Origin of the sequence: Micromonospora jinlongensis, from assembly GCF_013410645.1 — a bacterium.
GTDB lineage: Bacteria > Actinomycetota > Actinomycetes > Mycobacteriales > Micromonosporaceae > Micromonospora > Micromonospora zamorensis.
This window is the reverse complement of record NZ_JACCHK010000001.1, coordinates 3,722,453-3,741,110: the sequence shown is the minus strand read 5'-3', so window position 1 is coordinate 3,741,110 and position 18,658 is coordinate 3,722,453. Positions and strand designations below refer to the sequence as shown.

At 72.6% G+C, this 18,658-nt stretch carries 13 protein-coding genes; 8 read left to right on the top strand and 5 right to left on the bottom strand.

Annotated elements, in window-relative coordinates; genetic code table 11:
- The first annotated feature begins 10 nt into the window (after nt 1-10).
- The 6 genes from HNR22_RS16480 to HNR22_RS16455 all read left to right on the top strand — a co-directional run bounded on the left by HNR22_RS16480 (nt 11) and on the right by HNR22_RS16455 (nt 6,821).
- Nucleotides 11-781 (top strand): redox-sensing transcriptional repressor Rex, encoded by a 771-nt coding sequence (locus HNR22_RS16480; protein ID WP_179781107.1) that lies wholly within the window; start codon nt 11-13, stop codon nt 779-781.
- A complete protein-coding gene (locus HNR22_RS16475) occupies nt 778-2,175 on the top strand; it encodes a glutamyl-tRNA reductase (RefSeq protein ID WP_179781106.1) in 1,398 nt (465 codons plus the stop codon). The genes HNR22_RS16480 and HNR22_RS16475 overlap by 4 nt, the downstream gene beginning before the upstream one ends.
- Nucleotides 2,172-3,140: a hydroxymethylbilane synthase gene (gene hemC, locus HNR22_RS16470; protein ID WP_179781105.1), complete on the top strand. Its 969-nt coding sequence runs from the start codon at nt 2,172-2,174 to the stop codon at nt 3,138-3,140. The genes HNR22_RS16475 and hemC overlap by 4 nt, the downstream gene beginning before the upstream one ends.
- Nucleotides 3,137-4,717 carry a bifunctional uroporphyrinogen-III C-methyltransferase/uroporphyrinogen-III synthase gene (locus HNR22_RS16465; RefSeq protein ID WP_179781104.1) on the top strand — a complete coding sequence of 527 codons (1,581 nt, stop codon included), beginning with the start codon at nt 3,137-3,139 and terminating at the stop codon, nt 4,715-4,717. Before hemC ends, HNR22_RS16465 begins: the two co-directional genes overlap by 4 nt.
- A gap of 20 nt (nt 4,718-4,737) precedes the next feature.
- The gene (gene hemB, locus HNR22_RS16460) at nt 4,738-5,721 is read left to right on the top strand and encodes a porphobilinogen synthase (RefSeq protein WP_179781103.1); all 984 of its coding nucleotides are present in this window, start codon (nt 4,738-4,740) and stop codon (nt 5,719-5,721) included.
- 584 nt (nt 5,722-6,305) lie between these two features.
- Nucleotides 6,306-6,821, top strand: a complete 516-nt coding sequence (locus HNR22_RS16455) for a helix-turn-helix transcriptional regulator (protein ID WP_179781102.1) — start codon at nt 6,306-6,308, stop codon at nt 6,819-6,821.
- Nucleotides 6,822-6,850: 29 nt separating this feature from the next.
- Here HNR22_RS16455 and HNR22_RS16450 read toward each other — a convergent pair whose 3' ends face one another.
- The 3 genes from HNR22_RS16450 to HNR22_RS16440 form a co-directional block, all read right to left on the bottom strand.
- Nucleotides 6,851-10,129 (bottom strand): lamin tail domain-containing protein, encoded by a 3,279-nt coding sequence (locus HNR22_RS16450; protein ID WP_179781101.1) that lies wholly within the window; start codon nt 10,127-10,129, stop codon nt 6,851-6,853.
- 94 nt (nt 10,130-10,223) lie between these two features.
- Nucleotides 10,224-11,240, bottom strand: coding sequence for a GNAT family N-acetyltransferase (locus HNR22_RS16445; RefSeq protein WP_179783581.1), 1,017 nt, complete (start codon nt 11,238-11,240; stop codon nt 10,224-10,226).
- Nucleotides 11,241-11,312: 72 nt separating this feature from the next.
- Nucleotides 11,313-12,740 carry a lytic murein transglycosylase gene (locus tag HNR22_RS16440; protein ID WP_179783580.1) on the bottom strand — a complete coding sequence of 476 codons (1,428 nt, stop codon included), beginning with the start codon at nt 12,738-12,740 and terminating at the stop codon, nt 11,313-11,315.
- 55 nt (nt 12,741-12,795) lie between these two features.
- On the opposite strand from HNR22_RS16440, the gene HNR22_RS16435 reads away from it, so the two are divergent.
- A complete protein-coding gene (locus HNR22_RS16435) occupies nt 12,796-13,011 on the top strand; it encodes an FmdB family zinc ribbon protein (RefSeq protein ID WP_088950326.1) in 216 nt (71 codons plus the stop codon).
- Between the two features lie 152 nt (nt 13,012-13,163).
- On the top strand, nt 13,164-16,004 hold the full coding sequence (locus HNR22_RS16430; RefSeq protein ID WP_179781100.1) for an ATP-binding protein: 2,841 nt from the start codon (nt 13,164-13,166) through the stop codon (nt 16,002-16,004).
- A 141-nt stretch (nt 16,005-16,145) separates the two neighbouring features.
- Here HNR22_RS16430 and HNR22_RS16425 read toward each other — a convergent pair whose 3' ends face one another.
- The gene (locus HNR22_RS16425) at nt 16,146-16,679 is read right to left on the bottom strand and encodes a phospholipase A2 (RefSeq protein ID WP_179781099.1); all 534 of its coding nucleotides are present in this window, start codon (nt 16,677-16,679) and stop codon (nt 16,146-16,148) included.
- 183 nt (nt 16,680-16,862) lie between these two features.
- The gene (locus tag HNR22_RS16420) at nt 16,863-18,530 is read right to left on the bottom strand and encodes a glycoside hydrolase family 10-like protein (protein WP_179781098.1); all 1,668 of its coding nucleotides are present in this window, start codon (nt 18,528-18,530) and stop codon (nt 16,863-16,865) included.
- Nucleotides 18,531-18,658: the final 128 nt, after the last annotated feature.

The following is an 18,658-nucleotide window of genomic DNA, read 5'->3' as shown; positions in this document are numbered from 1 at the left end:
ACGGAGTCTCATGAGTCAGCACCGTCACCCAGGCGCGCCCGGCCGCGCCGGTGCCGTACCGGCGCTACCGGATCTGCCCGAGGCGACCGTCGCTCGGCTCCCGGAGTACCTGCGCGCGCTGCACAACCTCGCCGACACCGGGCACGAGACGGTCTCCAGCGAGGGCCTCTCCGCCGCCGCCGGTGTCAACTCCGCCAAGCTCCGCAAGGACCTCTCCCACCTCGGCTCGTACGGCACCCGGGGCGTCGGCTACGACGTCGCGCTGCTGATCGAGCAGATCGAGTTTGTGCTCGGGCTCACCCAACGCAGGGCTGTCGCCCTGGTCGGCGTGGGTAATCTCGGTCACGCCCTGGCCGGCTACGACGGCTTCGCGGGCCGGGGCTTCCGGATCGCCGCACTGCTCGACGCCGATCCCTCCCGGGTCGGCGAGGAGATCAACGGCCTGGTTGTCCGGCATGTCGACGACCTGCCGGCGGTCGCCGCGGAGGAATCCCTGGCGATCGGCGTGATCGCCACCCCGGCCGCAGCCGCCCAGCAGGTCGCCGACCAACTGGTCGCCGTCGGCGTGACAAGCATCCTCAACTTCGCACCGTGCGTACTCTCGGTTCCGGAGGGGGTCGACGTGCGCAAGGTCGACCTCGCCATCGAGCTGCAGATTCTGTCCTTCCACGAGCACCGCAAGGCAACGCTGACCGCGCTGCCCGCCACCGGCGGGTCCGCTCTCACCGCCCTGCCGGGCGGGTTCGCGGCCACCGACACCCAGGAGGCGATCGGCACGTGAAACTGCTCGTCGTCGGCGCGTCCTATCGGACCGCCCCGGTCGCCACGCTGGAGCAGCTGGCTGTGCCCCCCGCCGACCTGACCCGCACCCTGGACCGCCTGATCGCCCAGCCGTACGTCGCCGAGGCGGTGATCGTCTCCACCTGCAACCGGGTGGAGGTCTACGCCGCCGTGTCCGGTTTCCACGGCGGGCTCGGCGACGTCTGCGCCGTCCTGGCCGAGCAGGCCGGCAGCCCGCCGGCGGCGCTCGCCAGCCACCTGTACGTGCACTACGACACCGCCGCCGTCGACCACGTCTTCCGGGTCGCCACCGGCCTGGACTCGATGGTCGTCGGTGAGGCGCAGATCCTCGGGCAGCTGCGCGACGCGTACCACTGGGCCACCGGCGCCGACTCGGCCGGCCGGCTGCTGCACGAGCTGATGCAGCAGGCGTTGCGGGTCGGCAAGCGGGCCCACGCCGAGACGGGCATCGACCGGGCCGGCCAGAGCGTCGTCACCGCCGCGCTGGAGCTGGCCGCCGGGCACCTCGACGGCGACCTCGCCGGCCACCCGGCCCTGGTGGTCGGCGCCGGCGCGATGGGCTCGCTCGGGGTGGCCACGCTGTCCCGGCTGGGTGCTGGGCCCCTCACCGTCAGCAACCGGGGCGCCGACCGGGCCGTCCGGCTCGCCGAGTCGTACGGGGCGAGTGCGGCGCCGATGACCGAGCTGGCCAACACCCTCTCCACAGTGGACATCGTAGTGGCCGCCACCGCGTCCACCGAACCGGTCCTCACCCGTCCGGTGGTCAGCGCGGCGCTGGCCGAGCGGGACCCGGCCCGGGGCCCGCTGGTCCTGCTCGACCTGGCCGTACCGCGCGACGTCGAGGATGGTGTCGCCGAGCTGCCCGGCGTCGAGGTGATCGACATCGACCGGATGGCGGCGCTGCTCGCCGACGGTCCGGCGGCTGCCGACGCCGCCGCCGTCGAACGGATCGTGCTGGCCGAGGTGGAGGGCTTCCTCACCTGGCTGCGCGGCGCCGACGTGGCACCCACCGTGGCCGCGCTGCGCGGCCGGGCCGACGACGTGGTCACCGCCGAGCTGCGCCGGCTCGCCCAGCGCCGCCCCGACCTCGGCGACGACCTGCGGGCCGAGGTGGCCCGCACCGTGCACCGGGTGGTGCAGCGACTGCTGCACCAGCCCACCGTCAAGGTGCGCCAGTTGGCCGCGGAGCCCGGCGGCGACCAGTACGCGGCCCTGCTGCGCGAGCTGTTCGACCTCGAGGTGCCGCAGACCTCTCCGGTGGACACCGTCCCGGACGTGCTGACCCCCGACCTCGGCACGGCACTGCTCGGCACCGACCCGGTGTCCGGAGCCGACGCCGCCGAGCCGACCCCGCCCACCGGAGGTGCGCGATGACCGCCCCCCTGCGCCTCGGCACCCGGGGCAGCGCCCTGGCGATGGCCCAGTCCAGCCAGATCGCCGAGGCGTTGACCGCCACCACCGGACGCCCGGTCGAGCTGGTCGAGGTGATCACCGCGGGCGACCGCTCCAACGCGCCGGTGCACCGGCTCGGCGTCGGGGTGTTCGTCTCCGCGCTGCGCGACGCGCTGACCGCCAGGACGATCGACTTCGCGGTGCACTCCTACAAGGATCTGCCCACGGCCGCCGCCGCCGGGCTGCACATCGCGGCGGTGCCGGCCCGACAGGACCCGCGCGACGCGCTGATCGCCCAGGGCGGCCGGACGCTCGCCGAGCTGCCGCCCGGTGCCACGGTGGGCACCGGCGCGCTGCGCCGCATCGCCCAGCTGCACGCCCTCGGGCTGCAACTGGAGGTCACCCCGATCCGCGGCAACATCGACACCCGCCTAGCGCGGGTGCTCGGCCCCGAGGCCGACCTCGACGCGGTCGTGCTGGCCCGGGCCGGGCTGGCCCGGATCGGTCGGACCGACGCGATCACCGAGACGCTCGACCCGATGCTCATGCTGCCCGCGCCCGCCCAGGGTGCGCTGGCGGTCGAGTGCCGGGTCGATGACCAGGACCTGGTCGAGCTGCTCGCGCTGCTCGACCACGCACCGTCGCGCGCCGCGGTCACCGCGGAACGCGCGTTGCTGGCGACCCTGGAGGCCGGGTGCAGCGCACCCGTCGCCGCCTACGCCGAACTCGCCGAAGGTGACGACGGCGATGAGATCTACCTGCGCGGGGCGGTGATCAGCCCGGACGGCACTCGTGACCTCCGGCTGTCCCGCACCGGAACGCCCGCCGACGCGGCGGAGATCGGTAAGGCACTCGCCGCCGAACTCCTCGAACTCGGCGCCGACTCGATCCTCGGCCACGAAGGACACACCGGCCCGGGGACCCAGCAATTTGGGAGCACAGAATGACCCGCACCCGTAAGCCCGTCGGCCGTATCGCGTTCGTCGGGGCTGGCCCCGGTGACCCAGGTCTGCTGACCCGTCGGGCACACGACGCCCTGGTCGACGCCGACCAGGTGATCTACGACCGGGGAGTCCCGGAGTCGTTGCTCGCCGTCGTTCGTGCCGATGCCAGGGACGATGCCGAGTTCACGCCGGCCGAGGGCGCGCCCGGGGACGTGGCGAAGGTGCTGATCTCCGCGGCCCGTTCCGGGTTGAACGCGGTGCACCTCGTCGCCGGCGACCCGTTCGGCCACGACTCGGTGGTCAAGGAGGTGCAGGCCGTCGCCCGCACCGCCGCCCACTTCGAGGTGGTGCCCGGCGTCGGCCAGGCCGAGGGTGTGGCCACCTACGCCGGTGTGCCGCTGCCGGGTGTGCGGACGGCTGCCGACGTCGAGGACGTCAGCGCACTGGACTTCGAGGCGCTGGCCACGGCCGTCGGCCGGGGTTCGCTCGCGCTCGCCGTGGACGCCGGTGACCTCGCCGCCGTCCGGGACGGGCTGCTCGCCGCAGGGGTCGACGGCACCACCGGCGTCGGCGTGACCGGCGACGGCACCGGCGAGACCCAGTACACGACCACGTCGACCGTGGACAGCTTCGTGGCCGCCGCGCTCGGCTTCACCGGACGGGTGGTGCTCACCGTCGGTGTCGGGGTGGGTCAGCGCGACAAGCTGAGCTGGTGGGAGAACCGCCCGCTGTACGGCTGGAAGGTGCTCGTACCCCGCACCAAGGAGCAGGCCGGTGTGATGAGCGCCCGACTGCGCGCGTACGGGGCCATCCCGTGTGAGGTGCCGACCATCGCGGTCGAGCCGCCGCGCACCCCGGCGCAGATGGAGCGCGCGGTCAAGGGCCTCGTCGACGGCAGGTACGCCTGGGTGATCTTCACCTCGGTGAACGCGGTCCGCGCGGTCTGGGAGAAGTTCGCCGAGCACGGTCTGGACGCCCGGCACTTCGGCGGCGTCAAGATCGCCTGCATCGGTGAGGCGACGGCGGACGCGGTCCGCGCGTTCGGCATCCAGCCGGAGCTGATCCCCAGCGGGGAGCAGTCCTCCGAGGGGCTGCTGGCCGAGTTCTCCCCGCACGACGAGATCCTCGACCCGGTGGGCCGGGTGCTGCTGCCGCGCGCCGACATCGCCACCGAGACGCTCGCCGCCGGGCTCACCGAGCGCGGCTGGGAGGTCGACGACGTGACCGCGTACCGGACGGTGCGGGCCGCGCCGCCGCCCGCCGAGATCCGGGACGCGATCAAGTCGGGCGGGTTCGACGCGGTGCTCTTCACCTCGTCCTCCACCGTGCGCAACCTGGTCGGCATCGCCGGGAAGCCGCACGCCCGGACCGTTGTTGCCGTCATTGGGCCCAAGACGGCGGAGACCGCGACGGAGTTCGGCCTGCGGGTCGACGTCCAGCCGCCCCACGCCTCGGTGCCCGACCTGGTGGAGGCGCTCGCCGCCTACGCCGTCGAGCTGCGCGAGAAGCTGGCCGCCATGCCGGCCAAGCAGCGCCGCGGCTCGAAGGTGCAGGGCCCGACCGCTCTGCGCTTCCGGTAGTCGTTCGAGGAGGCCCTTCCATGTCGTACCCCGAGATCCGGCCCCGCCGGCTGCGCCGCACCCCGGCGATCCGCCGGCTGGTGTCGGAGACCCGAGTCGACCCGGCCGAGCTGGTCGTGCCGATGTTCGTCAAGGAAGGGCTGACCGAGCCGCGGGCCATCGGTTCGCTCCCGGGGGTGCTCCAGCACTCCCGGGACTCGCTGCGCAAGGCGGCGGCCGAGGCGGTCCAGGCCGGTGTCGGCGGGATCATGCTCTTCGGCGTGCCGGAACGGCGGGACCCGACCGGTTCCGGGGGCATCGACCCGAACGGCATCCTCAACGTCGCCATCCGCGACGTGGTGGCCGAGGTCGGTGACGACACCGTGGTGATGAGCGACCTGTGCCTGGACGAGTTCACCTCGCACGGGCACTGCGGGCTGCTCACCCCCGACGGCGAGGTGGACAACGACTCCACCCTGGCCGCGTACGCCGAGATGGCGGTGGCCCAGGCCGCCGCCGGGGTCGGCATGGTCGGGCCGTCCGGAATGATGGACGGCCAGGTCGGCGTGGTGCGCCGGGCGCTCGACGCCGCCGGGCACCAGGACGTCGCCGTGCTGGCGTACGCCGTGAAGTACGCCTCCGCCTTCTACGGCCCGTTCCGGGAGGCGGTGGAGTCGGCGCTGGAGGGCGACCGACGCACCTACCAGCAGGACCCGGCCAACCTGCGCGAGTCGCTGCGCGAGGTGGCGCTGGACGTCGCCGAGGGCGCCGACCTGGTGATGGTCAAGCCGGCGCTGCCCTACCTCGACGTGGTGTCGGCGGTCCGGGCCGCGGTGGACGTCCCGGTCGCCGCCTACCAGGTCTCCGGTGAGTACGCGATGGTCGAGGCTGCCGCCGCGAACGGCTGGATCGACCGGGAACGCGTGATGCTGGAGACGCTCACCTCGATCAAGCGGGCCGGCGCGCAGGTCATCCTCACCTACTGGGCGGTCGAGGCCGCCGGGCTGCTGCGTCAGCGCTACTGACCCCAGGTCCGACCCCGGCCGCGCTGTCTTCCTGGCCTGCGAAGGCGGCGTCGGCTCGCGCACGGCCGGCGCGTCCTGCCCGCGTGCCCCGTCGGCACGCGGCGCGGTATAGCTGCCCGACGTACCGGCTCGTGGACCGACCGACCTGCGGACCCAGCGACCTGCGGTGCTGCGGACCCGCAGACCCGCGGACCCACCGGCAGAAACGGCTCGCGGAGCGTAACCATCTGACGAGCCGCCCCCACCTCCCCTCCCGCCTTTGCTCTGCACCCACGACGGCGACGCTCACCCTCCGCTGTCGGCGCATATTGAACTGCAGAGCAAAGGGGGCGGGTATGGGGTGGTGGGTCTGCTGGCGAGGATGGGGATTCCCCCTGGTCAGTCCGGTGATGTGTCCGGCCTGGTCTGGCTGCTCGACGGGGCAGCGTAAAACCCCGTGACGCGCTGTAGTGGCGGGTGTAATTGGTGCCGCGTGCACGGACAGTGATCCGCCGGGCTGCGGACGATATCCACAGGTCAGCTGGTTGTCCACAGGCCCGGCAAGCGGGATTGCGTCCAGCTCCACCAGGCGGGACGGTGGCGGCATGAGTGATTCGCCAGCCTCAGCCGAGCCGGTCCTGCTCACTGAGCCTTCCGACGCGCCCTGGCCTGCCGCCGGTATCGTCCGGGCGGTCCGCCGTCGCGCCGACCTGAGCCAGCGCGAGCTGGCCCGGTGGGCGGGTGTGCACCATGCCACCATTGGCCGGATCGAGGCCGGCCGCATGGTGCCGAGCATCGTCCTGCTCCGGCGCATCATCGGTGTGGTGGGCTGCCGGTTGGCCGTGGTAGACGAGTTCGGCCGGGTGCTCAAACCGATGCAGGACTGGCAGGACACGTACAACGGCGCGGACCGTCGCTACCCGTCGCACCTCGACACCATTCTCGACCCTGAGCCGGGCGAATGGTGGGCGGACATCTACGGGCTGGCCCGTCCCCCCGAAACGTTCTACCGCGACCGGGCAGTTCGGGACGCGATGCGGCGCCGAAGCCAGTGGGAGGTGCGTGTGGCTCAACACCGGCACCTGCCCCGACCACCGTGGCCCCCGCGCGGGGTGGTCTGACCTTGACACCAGCGAGGGAACGCGCGACGTCAGTCGTCGTTGGTGATCGTGCCGACCGCGAGCGGGTCGGCCAGCCGCAGGCCGGGGACCCCGGCCACCAGCAGCGTCAGCTTCTCGTCCGCCTCCCGCTTACGGTCACCGCGTACCGACACGGGGAACGCCACCGACGTCTGCCCGGCCGCCAACACCTTGCAACCGGCGTACGGGTCGAAATCCGAACCACCCTGCGCCGTGAGGCCGACCGTGGTGGCACAGAGCAGCACCGGCTGGGACAGCGGCCGGGACACCGTGGCGGTGAAGGTGAGCCGCCTGGTGCCCTGGTTGCCCTCGACCACCGTCGTGTCGGCGACGGTCAACGACGCCCGGGACCGGAACCGGGCCACCTGCGGGTCGTGGTCACTGGAACCCCGCGACCCGTCGCCGGTGAACTCCGCCGGCCAGTCGGCGTTGATGTGCGCTGCTCGCACCTGCACCAGGTCGCCGTAGAGCGCGTCGTTCACGAACAGGTGGTCGAGCGTCTGCGCCTGCCCCTCGAAGCTGTACGAGTACGCCGACGCCGGCACGTCCGCCACCAGGTTGTCCCACAGGTTGTGCAGGCCCGCCTCGTAGAGCGGTGCGAGCTGGTCCGAGGGCGTGGGCTGGCTGCCGGTGGCGATGGGATCGTCCGGGCGGGGGAAGACGTTCAGGTCCCCGCCGTAGACCACCCGGGCGGTCTGGTCGGCCGCCTCGATCGCGGTGACGATCGCCGCGCCGTACCTCGCCTGCTCCCGCCGCTGCCCGACCCGACTGTCCGGGCCCGAGGAGTAGTGGTTGCTGAGCGCGTACAGGGTGAACCGCTCGGTCGAACCGGGTGCGGCGGCCACTGTGAACTTGCCCAACTGGGGAGCGCGGGTGAAGACGTTGCTGCCATCCCGACCGGTCGAGGTGTCCACGTCCGACGGGAGCACCGCGTTGAGGGCCTTCGGGTTCTGCACGTCCGCGTTGGCCGGCAACCCCGCAGCTCGGTACTGGACGGTCGGTGCCGAGCCCAGCAGCGGGTCGTTCGCCGTCGCGGCCGCCAGCGACAACCGGTCCGTGCGGTACAGGAAGGCGGCGGTGATCCCGCGGGCGTCCGCGCCGGTCCGGTCATAGGCAGCGGCGTACGCCGGCCCACCGGCTGCCGCCACCGTGAGCGCCAACTCCTGGATGCTGTCCGGAGCGCCGTCCGCGTTGTCGGTGTCGCCGCAGCTCAACGTGGTGCCGGAAACCGTGCAGATGTCCTGGTCCTCGGCCTCCTGCACCAGGATCAGGTCCGGTGCGTGCAGGTCCTTGACGATCTGGTCGGCGAGAGCACCGAGCTGCTGCCGGTAGTCCGCCTCACTGCTCGGCACGTAGTCGAACGGCGGGTTGACGCCCGGGCAACCGGCGTTGCCGGTGAAGTCACAGCCGTCGAACGGGTCGTCGCGGTAGTCGTACAGGTTCTCCACGTTGTAGGTGGCCACGGCCACCTCCTGCGACCTGTCGGCCGGCTTGGGCGGGTTGTTCTTCGACGGGTCGGCCCCGGCGGCGAACTCCGCCCGCTCGACCTGGACGCCGTACTTCTCGAACGAGTAGTAGACCCCGCCCACCGCGTCCACGCGCAGCGTGTCGAAGGTGCGCGCCGGCGGGAGCAGCGCGGCGCTGTCCCCGGCGGTGGCCTTCACACCCATGCTGCCGAACAGCGTCCGCTGGCCGTTGCCGTCGTCGAAACGGCGGGTCGGGTCGTTGTCCAGCGGGTGCGAATCACGGAAGACCCGCCGGGTGTACGGGTCGGCGCGGTCCAGCAGTGGATCGTCCCGGTCCACCACCCACAGCTCGGCGTCGGCCGTGGACGAGAAGACGTCCCGTCCGCTCACCGCGCCGCTGCCCGCGCGTACCCGCATCCGGGCGCCCTCGTGCCGCTCCCAGAAACGCTGCGCGTCGGTCACCTCGGCCGGTGGCACCGCGTCGGTGACCTCGACCGCGGTGTCAACGGCCAGCCCGCCGGCGATCCGGCGGACCAGCGAGGCACCGGAGAGCTGGGTGAAGCCGAAATACTCCGACACCCGGGCCCGCAACACCACCTCGTCGCCGACCGCCGGGACGTAACCGCCGACCAGTGAGGTGAACGCGCCCATGAACACGAAGATGCCGTCGGAACTGGTCGGGTCGCCGTCGGTGTCGCCCGTGCGGCTCTGGAGGAAGAAGCCGTGCTGCTCCGCCCCCGCCGAGGTGCGCGCCAGGGTCAACTGGGTGATCACGCCGCGGACGTCGTACAGGGTGCTGCTCGTGCCGTTGCCGCTCGCCGGTGCGAGCGGCGACCGGTCGCTCGGACCGGACTCGGCGTCGGTGGTCGGACCCTGCACCTCGCCGACGGTCAGCTCCCGGGTCACCTGCACGACCAGCGCGCAGCTGGCGGTGCCGCCGTCCGCGTCCGTCGCGGTGAGGGTGACGGTGTACGCCCCGGCGGTCAGGTCGGCGCTGGTGCCGACCGTGGCGCGGGCGGTGCCGCCCACCCCCTCTGCGGGGGTGACCGCGGTGCGGGTGATCGAGCCGGTGGTCGGGGTCGGGCTGATCCCCGTCACGGCCAGGTCGACGATCGTGTCGTCGGGGTCGGTGGCGGTGACCTCGCGCGTCGCGGCCGTGCCCGCCGCGGTGACCAACGGGCCCCCGCAGGTCAGCGTGGCCGGCACGTCGGCCGGGCCGCCGCCGTCGACGGTGTGTGCGCCGAGCCCGTCGAAGGTGTCGACCGGGAAGCCGGCCCACTGCGCGGCCGGGTCGAAAGCGTCCGTCGGGTCCGTGTCACCGGCGGCCACGGTTGGCAGCCGGCGCAGGGTGTTGTCGGCGGTGCTGGTTGTGCCGGCCCCCCACTCGGTGCCCGGGTCGACCCCGACCTGCCCGATCGAGTCGAGCACTGTGGTGCCCCGGCGCAGCACGATCGCGTCGTCACCGTTGAGCAGGCTCGCCCCGGTGGTCTGGTCGGCCTGGGCGAGGATGGCGGCCCCGGCCGAGGCGCTCGCGAACACGAACGCGTCACCAGCGGCCACGCTCCCGGTCAGCGCGATCGTGGTGGCCGTGGTGGAGCCGTTGAAATAGAGCTGCAACTGGTAACCACCGGCCGCCAGGTCCACGGCGGCGCCGGTGCCGTTGAACAGCTCGATCGCCTTGTTGTTCGACGAGCCTTCGACGTACTCGGAGATGAACAGGTCGGTGGGCGCGGCGCTGGCCGCGGTGGGTGCGACGCCGAGCGCCGTGATGGTCACGGCGGCGGTGGCGGTCGCGAGCGCGGCGATTGAGCGGCGCGGGCGCATAGGGCCTCCACGATGGGTGGATGGGGGTCGAACGCACGTTAAGGTGCGCGGCTGTCCGCCGTCCATCCCCAAGTGGACAGTTTCGTGAATTCCCTCAGCGGGGTGGGTCGAGGCGGTGCACCAGCTCAGCGACGTCGACGCTGTATTCGCACCAGTCCCGGTCGGACCGGTAACCCAACTCGGCGTTGACCTTCAGCATCGCCTCGTTGGCCTGCGCGTTCCAGGTCTGCACCTCGATCAGCTCCGGCTCGGCGGAGCGCAGCTCCAGCAGCATCCGAGCCTTGATCGCCCGGTCGATGCCGTAGCCGCGGTGGTCCTGCGCGACGATCGTGTCGTACTGGTCGGCGCGGGTGGGGTGCTGCGCCGGGACCACCACCTCGGTCAGGCCGGCAACCTCGCCGCTCTGCTCGTGCCGGGCGAGCACGATGTACGGCTTCATGCCCCGCCGGTGCAGGGTGTCGAGGCTGTCACGCAGCCGCTCCGGGTCGTAGGAGCTGGGGCGCAGCTCACCGTCGTCCACGTCGCGCACCTCGGCCTTCGCCCGCGCGTACGCCTCGATCAGGTCATCCGGTGGCCCGCCGGGGAAGAACTCCAGGTGGTAACCCGCCCCGATGCCGGTCGCCATCTCGGCCAGCTCGGCCCAGTCGACCGCGGTCAGGTCGAGCACGCTGCGGGTCTCCACGTATTCCCGGGCGAAGCCGAGCGACTCGTAGAAGGCCACCGCCGGCGTGTCGCCGACCACCTCCACCCCGATCGACTGGAAGCCCTCCTGGTAGACCCGGCGGGCGGCGCGCAACACCAGGTCACGACCGAGACCGCTGCGCCGCGCGGACGGGTGCACCAGCACCTCGAGCACGCCGATGTCACCGAGGAGCAGCACGTGCACCTGGCCGAGCACCGCGCCCGGGTCGCCGGGAGCGGTCGGCTCAGCCTGGGCGATCCAGGAGATCCGCCGCTCGCCGGGCATCACCTCGGCGAGGTATTCCCGCAGCGAGGTCTCCCGCCACGGCGGGTCCTGCGGCAGATCGGCCGCCAGGACCGCGTTCAGCGTCGACAGCAGCGACGCGATCTCGGCGGACGACGCGGTCCTGGGGTCCCACTCGCGCACCATCACCCGTCTAGCTTGCCGCTAACAGAGGCCGGGGGGAAGTGTCCAGTTCTCCAACGTATCGAGACGATCACTTCACGAGCGACTGGCCCGTCCGTACTGGTTCGCGGTGTCGTAGACGTCCTGGGCGTAGCGCCGCACGTCGTTGTAGGAGAGGATCGCGTTCCACCAGTCGCCCGGAATGCTCAGGTTCCGGCCACCCTTGCAGAGGTAGTTTCCCGCTGCCAGGGCGGCGTCGTCCAGGTCGTGCGGGTCCTTCTTGCCGTCGTTGTCGGCGTCCGCGCCGATCTCCTGCCAGGTGGTCGGGATGAACTGCATCGGCCCGATCGCCTTGTCGAGGACCGGGTCCCCGTCGAGCGCCCCACGGTCGGTGTCGATGATCCGCATCCGGCCGTCCTTGCCGTCCAGAGGCAGCCCGATGATCTTCGGCAGTGCCATGCCGTCCGCCCCCAACCGCGCGCCGTTGGCTGAGCCGTGCCCCGACTCGACCTTGCCGATCGCGGCCAGCGTGGTCCAGCTCAACGCGCAGCTGCGGTTGGTCTGGGCGAGCACCAGCTCGGCGTACCCGTACGCCTGCATGGCGGTCGGGGGGACACCCACCTTGGCGCCGACCTGCTGAGCCCAACCGGCCAGAGCGTCCGAGGGGCGACCCCCGACCACCGGCCCGATGGCGGGCCCGGTCGGCAGCCCACTGCCGGGGAGGCCGCCACCGGGCAGCCCACCGCTGGGCAGCGGGCCGGTCGGCACCGGCCCGGTGGGCAGCGGGCCGGTGGGGAACCCGGACGGCGCCGCTGGCGGTACGGCCGGCGTGGCGGAGGAGTCGGCCGCGACCGGGCGCGGTGCGCGGATGGTGGCCGGCACGAGCAGCGCACCCGCCGCTGCGGTCGCGGCCACCAGCGCCAGCAGGAACACACCGGGCAGGGTGAGCCGACCGCTCGGCCGCCGAGCCCAGGCGCGGGTCGCATGGGCGGCGGCGGTCGCTGCCCGACGTGGCTCCAGCCGTACCGCGTGCGCGAACGGCACCCGCCGACGCCGGGCGGGATCGGACGCCGGCACGACGGGTACGCCGTCCACCATGGTCTTCGCCGGATCCGCGGTGGCGGCCACGGCCGCGGTCTTCGCATCGCCGTCGGCGGTGCGGGTCTTCGCATCGGCCGGCGTGTCGGCGCTCGGTTCGGCGGGCTTCGGCGCGGCCGGGTCACCGGCGCCGGCGTCCGCCTTCGCGTCCTCCACCGTGGCGTCCGCGGTCTTCGGGTCTGCGGTCTTCGGATCCGCGACCGAGGTTGCCTCGGCCTTCGCGGCCGGGCCGGGGGCGGCCGGTGCGGGTGTGGCCGCTGGTGTGGTCGACCCCCCACCCCCGGACCGTCCGCTCAGCCATGGCCTGCGGGGTCGGGGCACCGCGCGCACCGGATCGGGTGCGGCCCCCGAGCCCTCCAGTGGGCCGTCCAGCGGCGCGGCCGGTCGTAACGGTTGCACACGCGTGTCGTCCTCGCCGTCCACCACCCGTCGAGTATCACCCATGCCCCGCCGAACGTCAGGTCCCCGTACCCTGGGTGCCATGCCCCGGTACGAGTTCCGCTGCCGCGCCTGCGGAGACACCTTCGAGGTCAACCGTTCGATGGCTGCGGCCGGTGAGCCGGCCACCTGCCCACAGGGACACGCCGACACGGTCAAGTTGCTTTCCGCCGTCGCGGTCACCGGCCGGGGTGGTTCCGCCGGTGGTGCTCCGGCACCCGCCGGCGGTGGCTGCTGCGGCGGCGCCTGCGGCTGCTGATCGGGCCAGTTCGCCGCCGCCTGGTGGGCAGTCCTTGCCGGGAGCGGGTCCGAGTGGCACCTTGAGGCGGCACCTGCCCGGCCGTTCTCACGATGCGTGATCGCTCGGATTCAGGCAGCATGAATCCGACGTCACGGGCGGAGGTTCCACGCATGTCGCCACGGATCCAGCTCCCGAGCGGTTGGGTGACCTTCGTGTTCACCGACATCGAGGGCTCGACCCGGCTGGCCCAACTGCTCGGTCCGGACTACCGGCCGGTGCTCGCTGAGCACCGGCGGTTGCTGCGCCGGACGCTGGCCAGCACGGGTGGCGCGGAGCTGCTGACCGAGGGCGACTCGTTCTTCCTGGCCTTCGAGGACGCGGCGGCGGCGCTGACCGCCTGCCTGACCGCCCAACGGGCATTGTCCAACCACGACTGGCCCACCGCGGAAGCCGCACCCCGGGTGCGGATGGGCCTGCACACCGGCTACGCCGAGCCGCGCGACGGCGAGTACGCCAGCCCTGAGGTGCACCGGGCCGCCCGGGTGGCCGCCGCCGCCCACGGCGGGCAGGTCCTCTGCTCGGCGTCCACCGCACGTCGGGCCGAGCCGTTGCCGCCCGGTGCGACCCTGCTCGACCTGGGCCTGCACCGGTTGCGCGGCTTCGACGACCGGGAGCGGCTGTTCCAACTCATCGCACCGGGCCTGGAGCGGCAGTTCCCCCGGCCCCGCACCGCCGACACGGTGCCGCACAACCTGCCGACCCAGGTGACCTCGTTCGTCGGTCGGCAGACCGAGCGCGTCGAGCTGGGCCTGTTGGTGCGACAACACCGCCTGGTCACCGTGCTGGGAGCGGGCGGCGCGGGCAAGACCCGCCTCGCTGTGGAGCTGGCCAGCGGCGTCGTCGAGGCGTACCCGGACGGGGTCTGGTTCGTCGACATCGCCGCGGTGACCGACCCGGGGCTGGTGGCGTTCGCGATCGCCGCGGTGCTCGGCCTGCGACCCGAGCCGGGCCGGCCGATGCTGGACACCCTTGTCGAGTACGCGGCCAACCGCCGCATGCTGGTCGTACTGGACACCTGCGACACCCAACCGGCCGCCTGCGCGGAGGTGATCGCGCGGCTGCTGTCCGGTGGGAGCGGCGTACGGGTGCTGGCCACCAGTCGGGAGTCGTTCAGCCTGCCGGGCGAGGTGGTGTGGCGGATCCCGCCGCTCTCGGTCGACCCACGGCCGGACGGCGTGGAAAGCGACGCGGTGGCGCTCCTGCTGGACCGGACGGCGGCGGCGCGCGGCGGCCGGCAGCCGGACCCGGCCGAGTCGGCCGATCTGCGCCGTGTGGTGCAGCGGCTCGACGGGTTGCCGCTCGCCATCGAGTTGGCCGCCGCCCGACTGCGGGTGCTCTCCGTCGGCCAGCTCGCCGAGCGACTGGACGACGTGCTCGGCACCCTGGACGCCGGCCGGGACGACCCGGAGCCGCCGCCGGTGGAGCGGGGCTGGTCCGGCAACCAGCAGGACACCGTGGACCTGGTCGCGGCGGCGGCCGGCGCGACACCGCCCAGCCCGGCGACCAGGGCGGTGCATCGCTCGGCCACCGAGCGGCACCTGACCATGCAGGCCACCGTCACGTGGTCGTACCGGACGCTGGGGCCCCGGGCCGCCCGCCTGCTGCGCTGGCTGGCGGTCTTCGCCGGGCCGGTGGACCTGGGGACGGTGGAGTGGCTGCTGGGCGACGACCCGCTGGACCCGCTGTCGGTGCTGGTGGACAAATCGATGGTCCTGGCCGAGCCGCGTGCGGCGGGCAGCACCTACCGGATGCTCGATCCCATCCGGGCGTACGCGGCACGGCGGTTGGCCGAGGCGGGTGAGGAGCAGGCCGCCCGGAACCGGCACGTGGCCTGGTCGGCGCATGCGCTGGGCCAGGCACACCTGGGCCAGGACGGCCGGCCCGTCACGCTGTCGTTGTACGCCCTGGACCCGCTGGCCGGGGAGTTGCGCGCCGCGCTGCGGTGGTGCGCCACCGGTGGCAGTGCCCGTGCCGGTCTCGGTCTGGCTGGTGGCCTGGACCAGTGGTGGCTGGAGCGGGGCCTGGCCCGGGAGGGGCGGCTGTGGTTGTTCCGGTTGTACGGGCGGATCGCCGAAACGGGCGAGCGGATCCCGGAGGCGGAGCTGGCGGCGGCGTACCACATGCACTCGCTGCACGCCGGTGCCGACGGCGAGTTCGCGGAGGAGCTGCGCTACTCCCAGCGCGCGGAGGCAGCCGCCCGTCAGGCCGGTGACGCCGGGTTGCTGGCCCGGGTGCTCGCCGGCAGGGCCGCGCCACTGGTGGACATGGGGCAGTTCGTCGAGGCCGAGCGGGTGTGCCGGGAGGTCATCGACTGGGCGCACGGGCAGGACGTGGTCGGCGAGGCGTTGTTCGCGGTGTTCAGCCTGGCCGAGCTGCTCTGGCGGCGGGGCGCCCTGGAGGAGGCGGCCGACCTGCTCGGGGCGGTCCGCCCGGTGGAGGCGGCCCGGCCGGTGGAGCGGGGCCGGCGTTCGGTGGACATGCTGCTCGGGATGGTCGCGCTGGCCCGGGGCGACGTCGTCGCCGCACACGAGCACCTGCTGGTGGCGCTGCGGTCCCGGATGGGGCACGGCTACCACGGCCGGGCGTGCGACACGTTGAACGCGGTCGCGGTGCGCTGCGCCATCGGCGGGGACCGGTTGACCGCGGCTCGCCTGTTCGGGGCGGCGCAGGCCACCCGGGCGAGCATGCGGGCGACCCCGGGCATCTACGGCGGCTACTGGGCGGAGCAGCAGGCACAGCTGCGTACGGTGCTGGGTGACGCGGCCTTCGACGACGCATACGGCGAGGGTGCCGAGTTGGGGCTGGACGAGGCGGCGGCGCTGGCCCTCGACGTGGAACACCCGGACCTGGCGGCCGACTCGACCCGCTTCAGCACCGGCCTGTCCCAGCCAACCCCCCGCCGTCCCGCCGACCCGGACCGCCACCCGGCAACCCGAACCGAACGCGCCTAACCCACACACCCCAACCCACCCCGGCCCACCCCCACCCGCCCTCGTTGACCATGAAGTTATTGCTGCGACACGCCGGGCGGACGGGCAATAACTTCATGATCAACGGGTGAAGGGGGTTGGGGTGGGTGGGGTGGGGTGGGGTTAGGCGCGGGCTTCGGCTTCGGCTTGGGCCTTCATTTGGGCGGCGCGGTCGATGTCGGCCTGCTGTACGGCCGCCACGGAACCGAAGACGCTGACCGCCTGGTAGTAGGTCCAGGCCAGGCTGTAGCAGGCCGGTCGGACGACCGCGTTGTACGTGGTGCAGACGCGCTTCAGGTCCTCGTAGAAGGCGCTGTCCAGTCGGGACTTGTTGGCGGGGAACTGGCCGACCGCCTTGTAGTTGCGGTAGCCGAAGTCGTGCCGGTAGCAGCCCAGGTTGAAGGTGAACCCGAGCGGGTTGTCCGGGCTGGACGAGCAGTAGTCGGTGGACCAGTTGAAGTTGTACTCGGCCCAGGGGGCCCGGTTGACGCGGGCGCTGTTCCAGGCGTTGTAGCTGGACGCGCTGGTCTGCGTCCAACTGGACAGCACGGACAGCTTCTGCGCGGGGGTGACGGCGGCGGCGGGGGAGGCGATGGCGAGGGTGGCGAGCAGCGCGAGCGCGCCCGAGGCGAACAGGGTGGCGAGACGTCGGGGCACGGGTTACCTCCGCGGGGGTGGGCGGGTGGGACGGAAGTTACCGGCGGGTCACCGGATGTCGATCAGTTTCGATCAAGTGATCAACTGCTCGGTATGTGCCTCGCCAACTATTGGTGACATGCGTTCAAACAGACGAATGCCCCGGGCGCACGAGGCGCCCGGGGCGTTCGTCGGGAGAACGGGTCAGCGCAGGACGAATGCCGGCGGGCTGGCCGGGCTCTCGTTGGCCGACCGGTCGAGCGCGGTCACCTGGTAGGTGTAGCGCTTACCGGGCACGGCCGAGGTATCCACCCAGGACTGTGCTCCGCCGGGCGTGGCCCGGACGGTGTCGACCAGGTGCGCGGCGTCCGCCGTGCCACACCGACCGGGCAGGGTGGTGCCGTCGAAACGGTAGATCGCGTACGAGGTGGCGGTGCCGAGTGGCCCGACGCCGTCCGCCGGTTGACGCCAGGTCAGCCGTACTCCGTCGGCCTGTCGGGCCGCCCTGGTGACCACCGGGAAGAGCAGTGGCTTGGCCGGCAGGTGCGTCATGGCCGGCACCAGCGCGGGCCGGGAATAGTGCTCGGCCGCGTAGATGTCGGTGGCCCCGAGGCGGTTGGCCCGCACCTGGACGGCGGAGAAGTGCACGTTGCCCTGCACCTCCGGGTACGACCGGTTGAGCGTCAGGTGGTCGGACAGCTCACGCGGGTTCTGCCAGAACGGCCCGTACGCGGGGTCGCCGCTCTTGTAGTCGGCTTGGCCGATGTAGAGCTGCACGCGGGTCCCGCGCACCGTCTCGGCCCACCACGGGACGAGCCGCGCGTAGTCGGCGGCCGGGTACTGGCCGATGTACCAGTAGAGCTGCGGCACCACGTAGTCGATCCACTCCTGCTTGACCCACTTGCGGGTGTCGGCGGAGATGATGTCGTACGACTGGCTGCCGGTGGTGTCCGAGCCGAGCGGGTCGGCGGTCTGGTTGCGCCAGATGCCGAACGGGCTGACGCCGAACTTCACCCGCGGCTTCGCCGCCTTGATCTTGCCGTTCATCTCCTGGATCAGCAGGTTGATGTTGTCCCGCCGCCAGTCCGCCCGGTCGGTGAAACCCCGGTTGTGTGCGGCGAAGGTGGCGTCGTCGGGCACCTGGTAACTGCCACTGGGGTAGGGGTAGAAGTAGTCGTCGAAGTGCACGCCGTCGACGTCGTACCGGCTGACCGCGTCCATCATCGCGGTCTGCACGAACTCGCGTACCTCGGGAATGCCGGGGTTGTAGTAGAGCCGGCTGCCGGCCACGCCGGCCGGCGGGTAGGCGAAGGTCCAGTCGGGGTGCTGCCGGGCCGGGTGGTCGGGGGCGAGCAGGTTGAGGTCCGCGCCGGCGCCGCCGGGGGCCGGCATGGAGACGCGGTACGGGTTGAACCACGCGTGGAATTCCAGGTTGCGCTTGTGTGACTCGTCGACCAGGAAGGCCAGCGGGTCCCAGCCCGGGTCCTGCCCACGGGTGCCGGTCAGGTACTCCGACCAGGGCTCGTACGGCGACGGCCAGAGCGCGTCGGCGGTCGGCCGGACCTGCACCACGACGGCGTTGTGGTTCAGCCGCTCGGCGAGGTCGAGCAGTTCCCGATACTCGGCCTGCTGGGCGGCGACCCGGTCCGGGCTGGTCTGGGACGCCTTGCTGGGCCAGTCGATGTTGACCACCGACGAGATCCACATGGCCCGGAACTGCCGCTTCGGAGTGGCGGGGTCGGTGGTGCAGTTGGTGCTGGAGGTGCTGGTGGCGCTGGCCGTGTCGGGCGCCGCGTTCGCGGGGGCGGCGGCGACGAGGCTGCCGAGCAGGGTGGTGATCAGCCCGGCGGCTGCGAGGCGAGTTGGCTTCATGCGGTGTGTCCCTCCGTTGGGGCTCCCGTGTGATGAGCGCGGCACCCTCGGCAAGATTCGCCGACGGCTATCTACCGCTGGTAGGAAATTTTCACAGTCGGGCCGTTACCGCAAGGGCTCGTGGTTGA

Excerpts from the sequence above, each read along its gene's own strand:
- HNR22_RS16450 (WP_179781101.1), bottom strand. The coding sequence starts at position 10,129 with ATGCGCCCGCGCCGCTCAATCGCCGCGCTCGCGACCGCCACCGCCGCC.
- HNR22_RS16420 (WP_179781098.1), bottom strand. The coding sequence starts at position 18,530 with ATGAAGCCAACTCGCCTCGCAGCCGCCGGGCTGATCACCACCCTGCTC.
- HNR22_RS16455 (WP_179781102.1), top strand. The coding sequence starts at position 6,306 with ATGAGTGATTCGCCAGCCTCAGCCGAGCCGGTCCTGCTCACTGAGCCT.
- HNR22_RS16445 (WP_179783581.1), bottom strand. The coding sequence starts at position 11,240 with ATGGTGCGCGAGTGGGACCCCAGGACCGCGTCGTCCGCCGAGATCGCG.
- HNR22_RS16465 (WP_179781104.1), top strand. The coding sequence starts at position 3,137 with ATGACCCGCACCCGTAAGCCCGTCGGCCGTATCGCGTTCGTCGGGGCT.
- HNR22_RS16435 (WP_088950326.1), top strand. The coding sequence starts at position 12,796 with ATGCCCCGGTACGAGTTCCGCTGCCGCGCCTGCGGAGACACCTTCGAG.
- HNR22_RS16480 (WP_179781107.1), top strand. The coding sequence starts at position 11 with ATGAGTCAGCACCGTCACCCAGGCGCGCCCGGCCGCGCCGGTGCCGTA.
- hemC (WP_179781105.1), top strand. The coding sequence starts at position 2,172 with ATGACCGCCCCCCTGCGCCTCGGCACCCGGGGCAGCGCCCTGGCGATG.
- hemB (WP_179781103.1), top strand. The coding sequence starts at position 4,738 with ATGTCGTACCCCGAGATCCGGCCCCGCCGGCTGCGCCGCACCCCGGCG.
- HNR22_RS16430 (WP_179781100.1), top strand. The coding sequence starts at position 13,164 with ATGTCGCCACGGATCCAGCTCCCGAGCGGTTGGGTGACCTTCGTGTTC.